Origin of the sequence: Actinomycetospora atypica, assembly GCF_042653685.1 — a bacterium.
Classification (GTDB): Bacteria; Actinomycetota; Actinomycetes; order Mycobacteriales; family Pseudonocardiaceae; genus Actinomycetospora; species Actinomycetospora atypica.
The window spans coordinates 61,266-77,658 of sequence record NZ_JBHSIV010000029.1; the positions used below are offsets into that span (position 1 = coordinate 61,266).

Below are 16,393 nucleotides of genomic sequence, written 5' to 3' on the forward strand. Positions count from 1 at the left end.
ACCGCCGCGCACCCGAAGGAAGTGAGACGAGAAGTGACCTCCGCAGATGTTCCCGCCACCGGGCCCGAGGGTGGCGAGCCCGAGCTCGTGGGCGAGGCCCGCACGCGTGGCGTGATGGTGCGCGAGGGTTCCGACCTCAGCACCGAGGAGGCCCCGGCGACGCTCGACGACGCCGAGGTCGCCCGCGCGGCCGCGCAGGCCCGCCAGGACGGCGACGTCCCCGACGACGACGCGCACGACCCGGAGGCCGACCTGGCCGCCGCCCGCGAGGCGCTCGGCGCCCGGGCCGACGGCGAGCCCGAGGACGCCGAGGAGCTGCCCGACCAGGCCGTCGGCACCGCCGACGAGACCGCGGTCGGCGCGGCGGGCGCCCCCGTCGAGGAGGTCGTCGCGGCCGAGGAGCCGGCGGCCGTCGAGGACGACGAGCCCGAGGACCCGGCCAAGGCCCTCAAGGAGTCGCTGCGCCTGGCGCCCGGCGACTGGTACGTCGTGCACTCGTACGCGGGCTACGAGAACAAGGTGAAGACCAACCTCGAGACGCGCGTGCAGACGCTCGACGTCGAGGACTTCATCTTCCAGGTCGAGGTGCCCACCGAGGAGGTCACCGAGATCAAGAACGGGCAGCGCAAGCAGGTCCAGCGCAAGGTGCTGCCCGGCTACATCCTGGTGCGGATGGACCTGAACGACGCGTCGTGGAGCGCCGTGCGCAACACGCCCGGCGTCACCGGTTTCGTCGGTGCGACGTCGCGGCCCTCGGCGCTGGCCCTCGACGACGTCGTCAAGTTCCTCCTGCCGCGCCAGGAGACGCCGAAGAAGACCAAGGGGTCCGACGGCAAGACCGAGACCGCCACGTCCGGTGGCGGCCAGTCGTCGGTCGAGGTCGACTTCGAGGTCGGCGAGTCGGTGACCGTCATGGACGGCCCGTTCGCCACGCTCCCGGCGAGCATCTCGGAGGTCAACGTCGACGCCCAGAAGGTCAAGGTCCTGGTGTCGATCTTCGGTCGCGAGACCCCGGTGGAGCTCGGCTTCAACCAGGTCTCGAAGATTTGAGACGTGGCCCCGGTGTCCGGCCGGGGTCGCGAGCCCCGTACTAGAACGTGAGGAAGCTGTAGGGATGCCCCCGAAGAAGAGGCGACTGTCCGCGGTCGTCAAGCTGCAGATCAAGGCCGGCGCGGCGACGCCCGCCCCGCCGGTCGGCCCCGCGCTGGGTCAGCACGGCGTCAACATCATGGAGTTCTGCAAGGCCTACAACGCGGCCACCGAGCCGCAGCGTGGTCAGATCGTCCCCGTCGAGATCTCGATCTACGAGGACCGGTCGTTCGACTTCAAGCTGAAGACGCCGCCCGCCGCCCGTCTGCTGCTGGCCGCGGCCGGCGTGCAGTCCGGCAGCGCGACGCCGCACACCAAGAAGGTCGGCTCCGTCACCGACGCGCAGATCCGTGAGATCGCGCAGACGAAGATGGAGGACCTCAACGCCAACGACATCGACCAGGCCGCCAAGATCATCGCCGGCACCGCCCGGTCGATGGGCCTGACCGTCTCCGGCTGAGTCCGCCCGCCGGAACCCCGTGGGAGGGCGCGCGCCGCCCGTCACCACACCTGATCCGAGTACCGAAGGACAGCACATGAAGCGCAGCAAGGCCTACCGCCAGGCCGCCGAGCTGATCGACGAGGAGCACCTCTACGCGCCGCTCGAGGCCGTGGAGCTCGCGAAGAAGACCTCGGCCACGAAGATGGACGCGACCGTCGAGGTCGCGATGCGCCTCGGGGTCGATCCTCGCAAGGCCGACCAGATGGTGCGCGGCACCATCAACCTGCCGCACGGCACCGGCAAGACCGCCCGCGTGATCGTCTTCGCCACCGGCGACAAGGCGACCGAGGCCGAGAACGCCGGGGCCGACGTCGTCGGGTCGGACGACCTGATCGAGCGCATCCAGGGCGGGTGGCTCGACTTCGACGCCGCCGTCGCCGCGCCCGACCAGATGGCCAAGGTCGGCCGGGTGGCCCGCATCCTCGGCCCGCGTGGCCTCATGCCCAACCCGAAGACCGGCACGGTCACCCCGGACGTGGCCCGTGCCGTCTCCGACATCAAGGGCGGCAAGGTCAACTTCCGCGTGGACAAGCAGGCCAACCTGCACCTGGTGATCGGCAAGGCCAGCTTCGACGCGGAGAAGCTCGTCGAGAACTACGGGGCTGCTCTCGACGAGATCCTCCGGGCGAAGCCGGCGGCCGCCAAGGGCCGCTACGTCAAGAAGATCACCGTGACGACGACGATGGGCCCGGGCATCCCGGTCGACCCGAACCGCACGCGGAACCTCACCGGCGCGGAGAACGCCCAGTAGTCGCCCACGACGCGAACGGCCGGCCCGGGAGACCCGCTCGACGGGGTGTCCCGGGCCGTCGCGTATCGTGGGGTCCGACAGTCCGGCGGGTTCCCCGCCGACACCGTCACCGAGTTCCACCCGAGACCGCAGGTCTCCTCCCGCACCCGGTGCGGGCAGGACGAAGGTCCGCTCGTCGGACGCCCGCGCAGGAGAACGAGGTCGTGACGGACCCGGTGCCCCGTGTGCCGTGCCCCCCTCCACGCCCCGTGCGACTGCGCACGGGGCGTTTCGTCGTTCGGAGCAGTCTGGTGGTGCCCGGTCACCGCACGCCCGAGTGAGGAAGGAGGCGCGGATGGCCGAACGTGCACCGGCCGCCGAGAAGGTGGCCGCCGTCGCCGAGATCACCGCGGAGTTCCGCGATGCCTCGGCCATGGTCGTCACCGAGTACCGGGGCCTGACGATGAAGCAGATCACGCAGCTGCGTCGATCGCTGGGCAACGACGTGACCTACACCGTCGCCAAGAACACGCTGGTCAAGCTGGCAGCCGCCGAGGCCGGGGTCGAGGGTCTCGACGAGCTGCTCGTCGGGCCGACCGCGATCGCGTTCGTGTCCGGTGAGCCCGTGGACGCCGCCAAGGCGCTGCGCAGCTTCCAGAAGGACAACAAGGCCCTGGTCGTCAAGGGCGGTTACATGGAGGGGCGCGCCCTCTCCGCCGCCGAGGTCGACCAGCTGGCCGACCTGGACTCGCGCGAGGTCCTGCTGGCGAAGCTCGCCGGCGCGATGAAGGGCAACCTCGCCAAGGCCGCGGGCCTGTTCGCCGCCCCGGCCTCGCAGATCGCCCGGCTCGCCCAGGCCCTGCAGGACAAGCGGGCCGCCGAGGGCAGCGGGAGCACCGAGGAGGCCGTCGCGGCGGTCGAGTCGGCCGACGCCGCCGCCGCCGAGGCCTGACGGGTCGCTGCGACCCACCCCACCATCTCGCCCGGGTCGGTACCCGGGCGTCGTACGAGGAAGGAACCCGCCACCATGGCGAAGCTGTCCACCGACGAGCTGCTCGATGCCTTCAAGGAGATGACGCTCCTCGAGCTCTCGGGGTTCGTGAAGCAGTTCGAGGAGACCTTCGAGGTCACCGCCGCGGCCCCGGTCGCCGCGGCCGCCCCGGCCGGCGGCGGTGCCGCCGCTCCGGTCGAGGAGGAGAAGGACGAGTTCAACGTCGTCCTCGAGGCCGCCGGCGACAAGAAGATCCAGGTCATCAAGGTCGTCCGCGAGGTCGTCTCGGGCCTGGGCCTCAAGGAGGCCAAGGAGCTCGTCGAGAGCGCCCCGAAGGCCATCGTCGAGGGCGTCACCAAGGAGGCCGCCGAGGCCGCCAAGGCGAAGCTCGAGGAGGCCGGCGCCAAGATCAGCCTCACCTGATCCTGCGCTTCTCCCGCGTGTTCCCCCGGTGACGGGGGAGCCGCCGCAGTACCGCCACGAGGGGGCGGGGTCCGTCACGGACCCCGCCCCCTCGTCGTGTTCCTGGCCCGTTCGGAGCAGTAGAACGGGTGTACCGATACGCCGTTCGCTTCGCTCCGAGGTCACCCGGACGGTGGGTGACACCTCGGCGGGTGACCCTAGTTACCCGTCCAGTAACCTCCCCTCGCGCCCGTCGTTGTCGATGTGATGCCCGACTCCTCGGGACGTCGCGTCGTGGTTCGGCGCACAACGCGGAACGCGGCCCTCCGGTGGCCGGGTGCGCGACGGCGAGGTCGGACAGCAGGCCGGGAGGCAGTTCATGGGTGGCGTCGAGGTCGGGATCAAGAACCTCTCGAAGTCGTTCGGCAGCTCGAACATCTGGTCCGACGTGACGCTCACGCTGCCGGCCGGTGAGGTCAGCGTGCTGCTCGGCCCGTCGGGTACCGGTAAGTCGGTGCTGCTGAAGTCGATCATCGGTCTGCTCAAGCCCGAGAAGGGCTCGATCTTCATCCACGACACCGACCTCGTGCGGTGCTCGGAGTCGAAGCTCTACGAGATCCGCAAGCTGTTCGGCGTGCTGTTCCAGGACGGCGCGCTGTTCGGGTCGATGAACATCTACGACAACATCGCGTTCCCGCTGCGCGAGCACACCCGCAAGGGCGAGTCCGAGATCAAGGACATCGTCATGGAGAAGCTCGACCTGGTCGGGCTCGGCGGCGCGGAGGACAAGCTCCCCGGCGAGATCTCCGGCGGGATGAAGAAGCGCGCCGGCCTGGCCCGCGCCCTGGTGCTCGACCCCGAGATCATCCTGGTCGACGAGCCCGACTCGGGCCTCGACCCGGTCCGCACCGCGTACCTCAACCAGCTCATCGTCGACCTGAACACCCAGCTCGACGCGACGATCCTCATCGTCACCCACCACCTGGGCACGGCCCGGTCGCTCCCGGACAACATCGGGATGCTGTTCCGCCGCAACCTGGTGATGTTCGGCCCCCGCGAGGTCCTGCTGACCTCCGAGGAGCCCGTGGTCCAGCAGTTCCTGCAGGGTCGCCGGGTCGGTCCCATCGGGATGTCCGAGGAGAAGGACACCGCCCAGATGGAAGCCGAGATGGAGGAGCTCAAGAAGCAGGGCGGCTCGGCGGAGTCCGAGGAGTCGTTCATCGACCCGCAGCTGATGCCCACCGAGGGACTCGGTGTCCGCAAGGCGACGCAGCGCCGCAAGGACCGCGTCATGCAGATCCTCCACACGCTCCCGGAGAAGGCCCAGACCGCCATCCTCGAGTCGCTGACCGAGGAGGACATGGAGCGGTACGGCATCAGCCGCGACCAGGACCGCACGGAGCTGATCGAGGTCACCCGGGACAACCCGCCGGAGGACGCCGACCCGTTCGGGTACCAGGCGATGAAGGAGAACCAGACCGAGTCGATGGTCGAGGGCTCCCCGGCGGGCGAGGGTGACGGCGAGGGCGACCAGGCCGGCAGCGGTGACCCGAACGCCGATGCCGAGGCGCGGAAGGCCCCGCCGGACCCGCCGGAGTCCGACGAGCCGCTGGTCGGTGTGCCGGTCGACGACTACGCCGGCGGCACCGTCGTGCTGCCCCAGGCGGGCGAGCACACGAAGTCCGAGGACGAGAAGTCCGGGGCCTCCGGCGCCGGGTCGTCCGACGACTCCGGCGACGGCGACTCCTCCGACGACGACTCGGACGACACCGACGGTTCCTCCGACGACGACGCCGACGGCTCCCGGGGCGAGCGCCAGGGCGGGGACGACGCCGGGTCCGACGACGACCAGCACACCGAGCAGATTCCGGTGGTGCAGGACGGTGGCGGCTCCCGCGACGGCGGCGGCTCCGACGACGGCCCCACGCAGCTCGTCGCGACCCAGCAGCGCGAGCAGTCCGACCGCGGCGACGAGCGCGCGGGCTGGGCGGTCCCCGCCGCCACCGACGGCTCGGGTCAGGACCTCTCGGCCGCCGACCAGCTGGCCGGTGGGGCCGACCCGCAGAACCAGGCCGGCCGGGACCAGCAGGGCGGCCGGCACCAGAGCGGCCAGGAGGCCCCCGGTGAGGAGCGTCCCCAGCGCTCCGAGGGCGGCCTGCGTCGCCTCTTCCGTCGGAGCGGCTCGTGACGTCACGCATCACCGCCGGCCGCTTCCCCGGCGCCGGCGCCATCTCGGCCACCGGCAAGCTCTTCGCCCTCGGCCTGGACATCTTCGTCGGCATCTTCCAGCGGCCGTTCCAGACGAAGGAGTTCATCGAGCAGTGCTGGTTCATCTCGCGGGTCTGCATCCTCCCCGCGGCACTGGTCTCGATCTCCTTCGGCTCGGTCATCTCCCTGCAGCTGGGGTCACTGATCCGGCAGTTCGGTGCGCAGTCGTTCTCCGGCGCGGCGAGCACGCTGGCCGTCATCCAGCAGGCCGCACCCGTCATCTGTGCCCTCCTGGTGGCCGGTGCCGGCGGCTCGGCGATCTGCGCCGACCTCGGTGCCCGCACCATCCGTGAGGAGATCGACGCGATGGAGGTGCTGGGCATCAACCCCATCCAGCGCCTCGTCGTCCCGCGTGTCCTCGCCGCCATCCTCGTGTCCGCGCTGCTCTTCGGACTCGTCTCGATCGTCGGCGTCGCCGGCGGCTACTACTTCAACGTCGTGCTGCAGGGCGTCACCCCGGGCGCCTACGTACAGGGCTTCTCGGCTCTCTCGAAGCCGACCGACCTCCTGGTCGGCTTCATCAAGGCGGCCCTGTTCGGCCTCGCGGCCGGCGTGGTCGCGGCCTACCGCGGGTTGAACCCCTCGGGTGGGCCCAAGGGCGTGGGGGACGCGGTCAACGAGGCCGTGGTCGTCACGTTCATCCTGCTGTTCGCGATCAACGTCATCGTGTCGGCCGTGTACCTGAATCTCGTCCCCCCGAACAAGTTCTAGGTACGCGCCCCTCATGCGGCTCGCTCCCCACCCGGCCGGAGACCATCAATGGCAGTGATCACGCGTCGCGCCCGCGCGCTCGTGGACGGCCCCCTGGGCGTCCTCGACACCCTGGGCGACCAGGCGACGTTCTACGCGCAGACGATCGGCTGGATCCCCCGCACCCTGCGCCGGTACAAGCGCGAGGTGCTGCGGCTCCTCACCGAGGTGGCCTTCGGATCCGGCGCCCTCGCGGTCATCGGCGGCACGGTCGTCATCGTCGCGACCCTGACGTTCTTCACCGGCTCGGTCGTCGGTCTGCAGAGCTACTCGGCGCTGAACCAGATCGGGACGTCGGCGTTCTCCGGCTTCGTGACCGCCTACTTCAACACCCGCGAGGTGGCGCCCCTGGTCGGTGCGCTGGCGCTCTCGGCGACGGTCGGCGCGGGGTTCACCGCCCAGCTCGGCGCCCAGCGGGTGTCGGAGGAGATCGACGCCCTCGAGGTCATGGCCGTGCCCTCGCTGCCGTTCCTCGTCACCACCCGCGTGATCGCCGGCTTCGTCGCCGTCATCCCGCTCTACGTCCTCGGCCTGGTGGCGTCCTACCTCGCGTCGCGGCTGCTCGTGACGAACTTCTACACGCAGTCGTCGGGCACCTACGACCACTACTTCAACCTGTTCCTGCCGCCCCAGGACGTCGTCTACTCGTTCCTCAAGGTGCTCGCCTTCGCCTTCGTGATCATCCTGATCCACTGCTACTACGGCTACAACGCCGGTGGCGGGCCGGCCGGGGTGGGCGTCGCCGTGGGTAACGCGGTGCGCAACTCGATCGTCGTGTTCACCATCCTGGACAACCTGCTGACCCTGGCGATCTGGGGCACCACGACGTCGGTCCGGATCGCGGGATGACCGCGCCGACGAAGGACCTCCGCCCGCCGCTCTCGTCGACCCGCCGTCGGCTGGCGGGAGTCGCGCTCCTCCTGATCATCGCGCTGATCGTGACGCTGTGCCTCCTGCAGTTCAACAAGTTCTTCAAGCCCGTCGACATGGTCACGCTGGAGACCGACTCGGTCGGCAACCAGCTCTCGAAGCAGGGTGACGTCAAGGTCCGCGGCGTGATCGTCGGCGAGATCAAGTCGGTCGAGTCGGACGGGCAGAAGGCCACGGTCCAGATGGCTATGGACCCCGACGCGCTCACGGCGATCCCCAGCAACGTCACCGCACGGCTGGTCCCGAAGACGCTGTTCGGCGAGCGCTTCGTCTCCCTCGAGGAGCCGCCGAACCCGAGCCCGCGGCGCCTGCAGGAGGGCGACGTCATCGGCCAGGACCGTTCGCAGAACGCGACCGAGACCGAGCAGGTGCTGAACAACCTCCTCCCGGTGATCCAGGCGGTCGAGCCGCAGAAGCTGTCGGACACCCTCGGGGCGGTCTCGCAGGCCCTGTCCGGGCGCGGTCAGCAGACCGGCGCCACGCTGGTCCAGCTCAACCAGTTCGTCGGCGGCCTCAACCCCTCGCTGCCCGACCTGATCAACGACCTGCGGCTCCTCGCGCCGACCGCGGACATCTACACCGCGGCCCTGCCCGACCTGCTCTCCGCGCTGGACAACCTCGTGACGACGAGCCGGACCCTGGTGGAGGAGCGGGCGGCCTTCGAGTCGACGTTCCGCACGGTCACCTCCGCCTCGGACGTCGCCACGACGTTCCTGGTGGCCAACCGGCCGAACCTTATCGAGCTGAGTGCCCGGTCGTACCCGGTGCTCGACCTGCTGCGCCGCTACAGCCCCGAGTTCCCGTGCCTGTTCCAGCAGCTGACGGACCTGACACCGAAGATCAACGAGGTCCTGACGCCGACCACGGGCATCAAGATCGCGGCCGAGCTCGTCATCGACCGCGGCAAGTACCTCCCGAGCGACTCACCGGCGTTCCGGGACAACCGTGGGCCGCGCTGCTACTTCGTCAACGGCAAGGCGCCGCAGTACCCGCCGGCGGGCGGGCCGTTCCGCGACGGGTCGTACGCCCCGCCCGCGGCGTCGAACGCGTCGATGGACGTGACCGGCGGCGACAACGGCGGCGTCCAGACCCGGGTCGGTGCCCCGGCCGCCGGTGCTCCCGCCGCCGGTGCTCCCGCCGCCGGTGCTCCCGCCGCCGGGGGCCCCGCCGCCGAGGACCCCGCGCCGGCAGCCGGCGAGGACGAGCCCCCGGCCGCCGCTCCCACCGAGGGCCAGGGGGCGGCCCGGATCGACGCCGCCAACATCGGTCTGCCCAACACGCCGAACTCCCCCGAGGAGCGATCGCTGGTGACCGAGCTGACCGGGATGCAGATGGGCCTCTCGCCCGCGCAGGTCCCGGCCTTCGCCCCGTACCTCACCGCCGCCACGATGCGCGGCACGACGGTGGAGCTCTCATGAGGGGCGTCGTCGCACCGCTGATCAAGCTCGGCATCTTCGCGATCGTGACGGTGCTGTCGGTGCTCCTGCTGCTGAGCACCGTCCAGAACCAGTACTTCGGGTCGACCGAGGACTACAAGGCCCGCTTCGTCGACGCCTCGGGCCTCATCGCCGGCAGCGACGTGCGCATCGCGGGGGTCCGCGTCGGCCAGGTCACCGACGTCCAGGTGGCCGACCGGTCGGTGGCCGAGGTGTCGTTCTCCGTGGACGAGGCCCGCAAGCTCCCGGTCGGCGCCCGGTTCGTCATCAAGTACCAGAACCTCGTCGGGCAGCGGTACCTGGAGATCCAGCGCGGCAACGGGCCGATGAACCAGTACCTGCAGCCCGGCGACACGGTGCCGGTGACGCAGACGCAGCCGCCGCTCAACCTCACCGTGGTGTTCAACGGCTTCAAGCCGCTGTTCCAGGCCCTGAGCCCCGACGACGTCAACCGGCTGTCGTTCGAGATCATCCAGGTGCTGCAGGGCGAGAGCGGCAACATCAACCAGCTGCTCGCCAGCACGGCGTCGCTGACCTCCACGATCGCGGACCGCGACGCGGTGATCGGCAACGTCGTCAACAACCTGAACCTGGTCCTCGACACGGTGAACGCCCGCGACGAGAAGCTCTCGAGCCTCATCGTCTCGTTGCAGCAGCTGGTGACGGGCCTCGCGCAGGACCGGGTCGCCATCGGGTCCACCCTGCAGCCGATCGCCGACCTCACGCAGGTGACGGCCGGGTTCCTCGACGCCGCCCGCCCGCCGCTCCGCGACGACATCGTCAAGCTCGGTCAGCTGTCCGACATCCTCAACCGCAACCGAGGCCTCGTGGAGAACTTCCTCGAAAAGACCCCGCAGAAGGCCAACAACATCGGTCGCGCCGGAAGCTACGGGTCCTGGTTCAACTTCTACCTCTGCTCCGCGGGCGTCCAGATCGACACGTCGCTGCCGGGACCGATCCAGCTCCCGCTCCCGAACCCGATCTCGATCTCGCTCCCGCCGGAGCTCCTGGGTGGGGGTTACCGATGCAACGGATGAAGCCGTTCCGGAAACGGAACCCCATCGTCATCGGCGCGGTGAGCGTGCTCGTCCTGGTGCTCCTCGTGCTCGCGTCGCTCAACATCCGCGACCTGCCCCTGATCGGGCAGGGGGCCACGTACTCCGCCCGCTTCGGCGAGGCGGCGGGCGTCCAGCCCGACGACGACATCCGCGTCGCCGGCATCCGGGTGGGGACGGTCACCGACGTCACCCTCGACGGGAACGACGTCGTGATCTCCTTCAAGGCGCCGGACGCCTGGATCGGGGACCAGACGCGGGCCTCGATCGAGATCAAGACGGTGCTGGGGCAGAAGTACATCGCCCTCGACCCGGAGGGCTCGCAGGTCCTCGACCCCGACGTCGCGATCCCGCGCAGCCGCACCACCGCGCCGTTCGACGTCATCCAGGCGTTCTCCGACCTCACGACGACGGTGGAGGGGCTGAACACCGACCAGCTCGGCGCCAGCCTCGGCACCCTCTCGGAGACCCTCGACGGGGCCTCGGGGCCGATCCGCCCGGCGCTGGACGGCCTGTCCCGGCTGTCCCGGACGATCTCCTCGCGCGACCAGGAGCTCGCGAAGCTGCTCGCGAACACCCGGGAGACCACGCAGGTGCTCGCCGCCCGCAGCGGCGACGTGGAGCTGCTCATCAAGAACGGCAACCTGCTGCTGGGCGAGCTCCGCGGCCGCAAGGCCGCCATCGACGACCTGCTCAACGGGACGATCGCGCTGTCCAACCAGCTGCGCGGGCTCGTGGCCGACAACCGGGCGACCCTCGGGCCGACGCTGGACAGCCTGAACGGGGTCCTCACCACCCTGCAGGAGAACTCGGCGAACCTCGAGAACGGCATCCGGCTGCTCGCCCCGTTCATCCGGGTCTTCGGCAACGTCGTCGGCAACGGCCGCTGGTTCGACGCCTACATCTGCAACATCGACCCGCCCATCGACGCGCCCTGCAACCCGGGGGACACCGCCGCGCAGCAGGCCTTCATCGCGCCGCTCCTGGGGCTGCTGGGCGGGAACGGGGCCGGCATCACCAACGCGGTCAACACGTTGGGCCAGCCCCTGCTCCAGGCCGGTCAACAGGCGGGCCTGCCCCTCGGGACCCTCTTCCCGAACGGCGTCCCCCTGATCTCCCCGGCCGCGATCGGCCAGACCCCGCCGGCTCCCCAGCCGGCCCAGCAGCCGACCCAGGGAGGGGGCTGACCCGTGACGACCCGTGTCTCCTCGTTGTTCGACAGCTTCGCCCGGACCCTGGCGATCGTCGTGGTCGTCGCGCTCCTCGCGACGGCCGGGCTCTGGTACGCCCTGGAGCGGGGCAGCTCCCGCACGATCACCGCGTACTTCGAGAGCGTGGTCGGCCTCTACACCAAGAACACGGTCAACGTGAGCGGCGTGCCCGTGGGCACCGTCGAGGACATCGTCCCGCAGGGCAACGTCGTGCGGGTCGAGCTCAAGGTCGACAACGAGGTGCCGATCGCCGCCAACGCGCAGGCCGTCATCGTCGCGCCGACCCTGGTGTCCGACCGCTACGTCCAGCTCGGCCCGAACTACACCGGCGGGCCGATGATGAACGACGGGGCCGTCATCCCGGTGCAGCGCACCGCGGTCCCGGTGGAGCTCGACCGGGTCTACAAGAGCCTCGACTCCATCGCCACGTCGCTCGGCCCCAACGGGGTCAACAAGGCCGGCGCGCTGAACGACCTCCTGCGCTCCTCGGCCGGGGCGCTCGGCGGCAACGGTGAGGCGCTCAAGTCGACGATCACCGAGCTCGCGGGTGCGGTGGGCACCCTGTCGGACAACCGCGGCAACCTCTTCGCCACGGTCGACAACCTCGGGCAGTTCACCAACATGCTGGCCCGCAACGACGGCCAGGTGCAGCTGCTCAACAACCAGCTCGCCGACATCTCCGGCTTCCTGGCCGCCGAGCGGGGCAACCTCTCGCAGGTGCTCCAGGTGCTGCCCCCGGCCCTCGAGGACGTGGCGGCGTTCGTCCGGGAGAACCGGGACGGCCTCCGGGTCGACGTCGCCCAGCTCGCGAGCATCACCGACATCCTGGTGCGCCAGAGCCGGGCGCTCACCGAGTTCACCGACGCGGCGCCGGTCGCCCTGAACAACCTGACGAACTCGTTCAACGCCAGCAGCGACACCCTCGACGTCCGTCCCGTGATCGCGCCGGGCCTCAACCTGCCGCCGATCAGCCGGAACCAGCTGCTCTGCGGTCTGCTCGGCAGCGGCCTGCTGCCGATCCCGCAGAACGTCCCGCTGCCGCCGATCCTGGCGGCCGGCCAGGTCCAGTGCGCCACCCAGACCCAGGCCGGGGTGACGGCACTCAACCAGGCGCTGGTGCCCTTCCAGCAGCTCGCGGGTCTGCTCAACCAGAACAAGACGGTGGCGCCGCTGGCCACCAACCTGCTGGCCGGTGCCACCCAGGGACTGGCTCCCAGGGAGGCCGAGAAGGACCCGGGCCTGGCGCCGACCCTGCCGGGCGGGGAACTGATCAAGGGACTGACCGCAGGAGGAGGACGGTGACGACCACCGGGAGAACCCGTCGGGGCTGGCGCCTGGTGGTCGTCGCGCTCGTCGCGGCGGTCGGGCTGTCGGGCTGCGGGCTGCAGTCGATCCAGGAGGTGCCGCTCCCGGGCGGCGCGGCCCTGGGCGACGAGCCGTACACCGTGACGGCACTGCTCACCAACGTGATCGACCTCGTGCCCAACGCCAGCGTGCGCACCAACGACGTCCCCGTGGGCGTCGTCCGGGAGGTCCGCCTGGCCCCCGACGGCTGGACCGCCGAGGTCACCATGGCGGTCAACGGCGACGTGACGCTGCCGGCGAACGCCATGGCGAAGCTGCGCCAGACGAGCCTCCTCGGCGAGAAGTTCGTCGAGCTGGGCAATCCGGCGATCGGGGCCCCGCAGGGTCGCCTCCAGGACGGTGCGGTCATCCCGGTCGACCGCACCGACGTGGGCGCGCAGGTCGAGGAGGTCCTCGGGGCGCTCTCGCTGCTGCTCAACGGCGGCGGCGTGGAGAAGCTCCAGACGATCACGCGCGAGCTCAACTCCGCGCTGTCGGGCAACGAGGGCCAGATCCGCGCCCTCATCGACAACCTCAACGTCTTCGTCGGGACCCTCGACCAGCAGCGGGGGGACATCGTCCGGGCGCTCGACTCGCTCGACCGCCTCACCCGCACGCTCGTCGACCAGCGGGCGAAGATCGCGAACGTCATCGACAACCTGCAGCCCGGGCTCGACGTGCTCAACTCGCAGCGCGGCCTGCTCGTCGGGACCCTGCAGGCGCTGCAGCGGCTCTCCGTCGTCGGCACCGACGTGATCAACCGGGCCGGCGCCAACACGGTGGCCGACCTCGCGGCGCTGCAGCCGATCCTCGGCAACCTCGTCGCCTCTGGCGACGCCCTGCCCGGCTCGCTGCAGATCCTCGTGACGATCCCCTTCGCCGACAACGCCCTCAACGTGGTCAAGGGCGACTACGCCAACATCGACGTCACGCTCGAGCTCTCGCTGACGGGCATCCTGCAGAACCTGCTCGGGGTGAATCCCCAGTCGGCGAACCTCAACCAGATCCTCGCGCTCCTGCAGAACCGGCAGGCCGCGACGGGAGCGCCGGCCCTCGCCCTCCCGGGCGTCGGGGGTCTCCCCGTCGGGGGACTCCTCGGCGGCACCCCCGCTCCCGCGGGCGGCGCCACCGCCCCTGCAGGCGGCACCACCGCTCCCGCGGGCGGCACCGCCGCCCCGGCGGGCACGGACGGGGCCGGCACCACCGGACCCGCGGACGGAGCCGGCTCCACCGGCGCAGCGGGCACCCCCGGTGCCGAGCCGGAGGGCAACTGACATGACGGCGCAGATCAAGAAGCTGCTGGTCCTCTTCGTCATCCTCTCGGTGGTCGGCATCGGCTACATCGCGTTCCGCTACGTCGGCGCCGACTCGCTCATCGGCCTGGGCCCGTACACGGTCAAGGTCGAGATGAAGAACTCCGGCGGCATCTTCCCGAAGGCGTCGGTGAGCTACCGCGGCGTCGAGATCGGCAAGGTCGGCGAGATGCGGGTGACCCCCGGCGGCATCGAGACCGACCTGGAGATCGAACAGGACGCCTACGAGGTGCCGGCCAACGCGATCGCCGTCATCGCCAACCGGTCCGCGGTCGGTGAGCAGTACGTCGACCTGCAGCCGTCGCGGGACGCCGGGCCGTTCCTCCAGGACGGCGACGTCATCCCGGTCGAGCGGGTGCGCACGCCGACCCAGGTCGACGGGCTGCTGGCCAATCTCGACTCGCTGGCGACGTCGGTCCCGCTCCCGGAGCTGCGGACCACCGTGGACGAGCTCTACACGGCCTTCGACCGCACGGGCCCCGACCTGCAGCGCCTGCTGGACAGCTCCAACGCCCTCGTGGGCGACGCGATCCGGAACCTGCCGCAGACCCGGCAGCTGCTCGCCGACGGGCGGGTCGTGCTGCGCACCCAGGCCTCCCTCGGGCCGCAGATCATCTCCTTCAGCCGCGACCTGAACCTCTTCACCGCCCAGCTGAAGGCCGACGACCCGAACCTGCGCCGCCTGGTGCGGGCGGCGCCCCCGGCCGCCACGCAGCTCGAGGGGCTGCTGCGCGAGACCGGCCCCGACCTGTCCCGCGTCCTCGCGAACGTCCTCACGACCGTGCGGATCATCCAGCCGCGCCTGGCGGGCGTCGAGCAGCTGCTCGTCACCTACCCCGGCCTGTCCGCGGTGGCCCCGGCGGTCGTCCCCGGCGACGGTCGCGTGCACTTCGGCCTCGTCCTGAACATCGCCGACCCGCCCTACTGCCGGGACGGTTACCTGCAGCCCAACGACGGCTGGCGACCGGCGACCGCGCTGGACTTCCCTCCGCTGGACACCCGGGTGTTCTGTGCCCAGGGAGGGGTCGTGAACCCCCGCGGCCTCCAGCACACCCCGGAGCTCGACGGCAGCAAGCGGCCGTACGGCGAGATCCTCGACCCGAACGAGTACTACTACGCCCCGGGCAGCCCGCCCCCCGGCAACTTCGGCAACGTCACCCCGGTGCCGGCGACGCCGTTCACCCCCGGCCAGCGGCCGGCGCAGATTCCCGGACAGAACCCCGGGTCGTCCGCGTCCCAGGCCGGGTCGCAGAATGCCGATCAGACCACCGCGTTCTCCGGACTCTCGTCGTCCCCGGCCGATGTCCTGGCGGACTCCGGGCGCGGTGCCCCGCCCGTCGTCATCCCCGGCCTGGGGTAGCGCGACGGGGCGGGCTCCTACCCCGAGGAGTTGAGGATCCTGCCCTCCACCGACACGCTCGAACCGTCCACGCGACGGGGCTGGCTCAAGGCCCCGTCGCAGCGGACGACCATCCGCATCCTGGCCGTCGTCACGGTGCTCGCCTTCGCGGCGGCCGTGGCGGCCGGCGTGTACTGGTGGATCGGGTCCCACGGGACGACCGCCACCCAGGCCCGCGACCGGGACGTCGCGGTCGACGCCGCCGAGCAGATCGTGGTCAACATCAACACGGTGCGCCCGCAGACGATCGACGCCGACCTGCAGGCCGCGCAGTCCTCGCTGACCGACCCGATGCTCACCGAGTACCAGAAGGTCCGCCAGCAGTTCGCCGACAGCCTGAAGAAGGCCCAGGCGTCCGTGGTGGCCACGCCGGCCGGTGCCTCGCTCACCGCCTTCGACGACGACCGCGGCACCGCCTCGGCGATCGTGGCGATCAACGTGACCGCGTCGAGCACCAACCAGCAGCCGAACCAGAAGCAGCAGCTGTTCCAGGTCGAGATGCAGCGCACCCCGGACGGCTGGAAGGCCTCGAAGGCCGCCCCCACCGCCGGTCAGAGCTGAGGAGAGGAACAGCCCCGTGCCACCCCGTAGCCGTACCACCCCGAGCACCTCCCCGGCGGGCCGTCGTCCCAAGGTCGCCGGCCTGCGCGACCCGCGCCGGCAGGGCGTCTCCGGCGAGCCGACGTCGACCCCCGGGCCCGACGACGCCCCGCAGGACACCGCGGCCGTGACGACCCCGGAGGCGCCGGCCCCCGGTGCCCCGGCCGACGTCCCCGCCGCGACGGCGCCGTCGTCCCCCGTCGACGGCACCCCCGCCGGCGAGGTCGTCGACACCCCGCCGTCGGTCGCGCCCGACGACGCCGAGGCCGACGAGCGCTCCGGCGCCGACGGGTCCGGGCCGAGGCGCCGGCCGACCCGCGCCATGACCCCCGCCGGCGCGTCCTCGCGCCGGGGCGGCACCGCGGTGCTCGAC

General features: G+C 71.1%; 14 protein-coding genes and 2 pseudogenes. All 16 read left to right on the top strand.

Going from position 1 to position 16,393, the window contains the following annotated elements; all coding sequences use genetic code 11:
• Positions 1 to 114: 114 nt before the first annotated feature.
• Positions 115 to 1,050 (top strand): transcription termination/antitermination protein NusG, encoded by a 936-nt coding sequence (gene nusG / locus ACFPBZ_RS22595; protein WP_378038378.1) that lies wholly within the window; start codon positions 115 to 117, stop codon positions 1,048 to 1,050.
• Between the two features lie 64 nt (positions 1,051 to 1,114).
• Positions 1,115 to 1,549, top strand: a complete 435-nt coding sequence (rplK, locus tag ACFPBZ_RS22600) for a 50S ribosomal protein L11 (protein ID WP_378038363.1) — start codon at positions 1,115 to 1,117, stop codon at positions 1,547 to 1,549.
• 76 nt (positions 1,550 to 1,625) lie between these two features.
• Entirely contained in the window at positions 1,626 to 2,342 is a 717-nt protein-coding gene (gene rplA, locus ACFPBZ_RS22605) for a 50S ribosomal protein L1 (RefSeq protein ID WP_378038364.1), read from the top strand.
• Positions 2,343 to 2,676: 334 nt separating this feature from the next.
• On the top strand, positions 2,677 to 3,273 hold the full coding sequence (gene rplJ / locus ACFPBZ_RS22610) for a 50S ribosomal protein L10 (RefSeq protein WP_378038365.1): 597 nt from the start codon (positions 2,677 to 2,679) through the stop codon (positions 3,271 to 3,273).
• 75 nt (positions 3,274 to 3,348) lie between these two features.
• On the top strand, positions 3,349 to 3,735 hold the full coding sequence (gene rplL / locus ACFPBZ_RS22615) for a 50S ribosomal protein L7/L12 (protein WP_378038366.1): 387 nt from the start codon (positions 3,349 to 3,351) through the stop codon (positions 3,733 to 3,735).
• A 358-nt stretch (positions 3,736 to 4,093) separates the two neighbouring features.
• Positions 4,094 to 5,095: pseudogene (locus ACFPBZ_RS22620) on the top strand (ABC transporter ATP-binding protein); the annotation flags it as partial.
• A gap of 803 nt (positions 5,096 to 5,898) precedes the next feature.
• A complete protein-coding gene (locus ACFPBZ_RS22625) occupies positions 5,899 to 6,693 on the top strand; it encodes an MlaE family ABC transporter permease (protein ID WP_378038367.1) in 795 nt (264 codons plus the stop codon).
• Between the two features lie 48 nt (positions 6,694 to 6,741).
• Positions 6,742 to 7,581 (top strand): MlaE family ABC transporter permease, encoded by an 840-nt coding sequence (locus ACFPBZ_RS22630; protein ID WP_378038368.1) that lies wholly within the window; start codon positions 6,742 to 6,744, stop codon positions 7,579 to 7,581.
• Positions 7,578 to 9,080, top strand: a complete 1,503-nt coding sequence (locus tag ACFPBZ_RS22635) for an MCE family protein (RefSeq protein WP_378038369.1) — start codon at positions 7,578 to 7,580, stop codon at positions 9,078 to 9,080. Before ACFPBZ_RS22630 ends, ACFPBZ_RS22635 begins: the two co-directional genes overlap by 4 nt.
• Entirely contained in the window at positions 9,077 to 10,135 is a 1,059-nt protein-coding gene (locus ACFPBZ_RS22640) for an MCE family protein (RefSeq protein ID WP_378038370.1), read from the top strand. Before ACFPBZ_RS22635 ends, ACFPBZ_RS22640 begins: the two co-directional genes overlap by 4 nt.
• A 38-nt stretch (positions 10,136 to 10,173) precedes the next feature.
• On the top strand, positions 10,174 to 11,340 hold the full coding sequence (locus ACFPBZ_RS22645; protein ID WP_378038371.1) for an MCE family protein: 1,167 nt from the start codon (positions 10,174 to 10,176) through the stop codon (positions 11,338 to 11,340).
• 3 nt (positions 11,341 to 11,343) lie between these two features.
• Positions 11,344 to 12,666 carry an MCE family protein gene (locus ACFPBZ_RS22650; RefSeq protein WP_378038372.1) on the top strand — a complete coding sequence of 441 codons (1,323 nt, stop codon included), beginning with the start codon at positions 11,344 to 11,346 and terminating at the stop codon, positions 12,664 to 12,666.
• Positions 12,663 to 13,982, top strand: a complete 1,320-nt coding sequence (locus ACFPBZ_RS22655) for an MCE family protein (protein WP_378038373.1) — start codon at positions 12,663 to 12,665, stop codon at positions 13,980 to 13,982. Before ACFPBZ_RS22650 ends, ACFPBZ_RS22655 begins: the two co-directional genes overlap by 4 nt.
• A 1-nt stretch (position 13,983) precedes the next feature.
• Complete coding sequence (locus tag ACFPBZ_RS22660; protein ID WP_378038374.1) at positions 13,984 to 15,381, top strand: MCE family protein; 1,398 nt, start codon at positions 13,984 to 13,986, stop codon at positions 15,379 to 15,381.
• A 30-nt stretch (positions 15,382 to 15,411) separates the two neighbouring features.
• Complete coding sequence (locus ACFPBZ_RS22665; protein WP_378038375.1) at positions 15,412 to 15,981, top strand: hypothetical protein; 570 nt, start codon at positions 15,412 to 15,414, stop codon at positions 15,979 to 15,981.
• Between the two features lie 16 nt (positions 15,982 to 15,997).
• A pseudogene (locus ACFPBZ_RS22670) lies at positions 15,998 to 16,393 on the top strand (hypothetical protein); the annotation flags it as partial.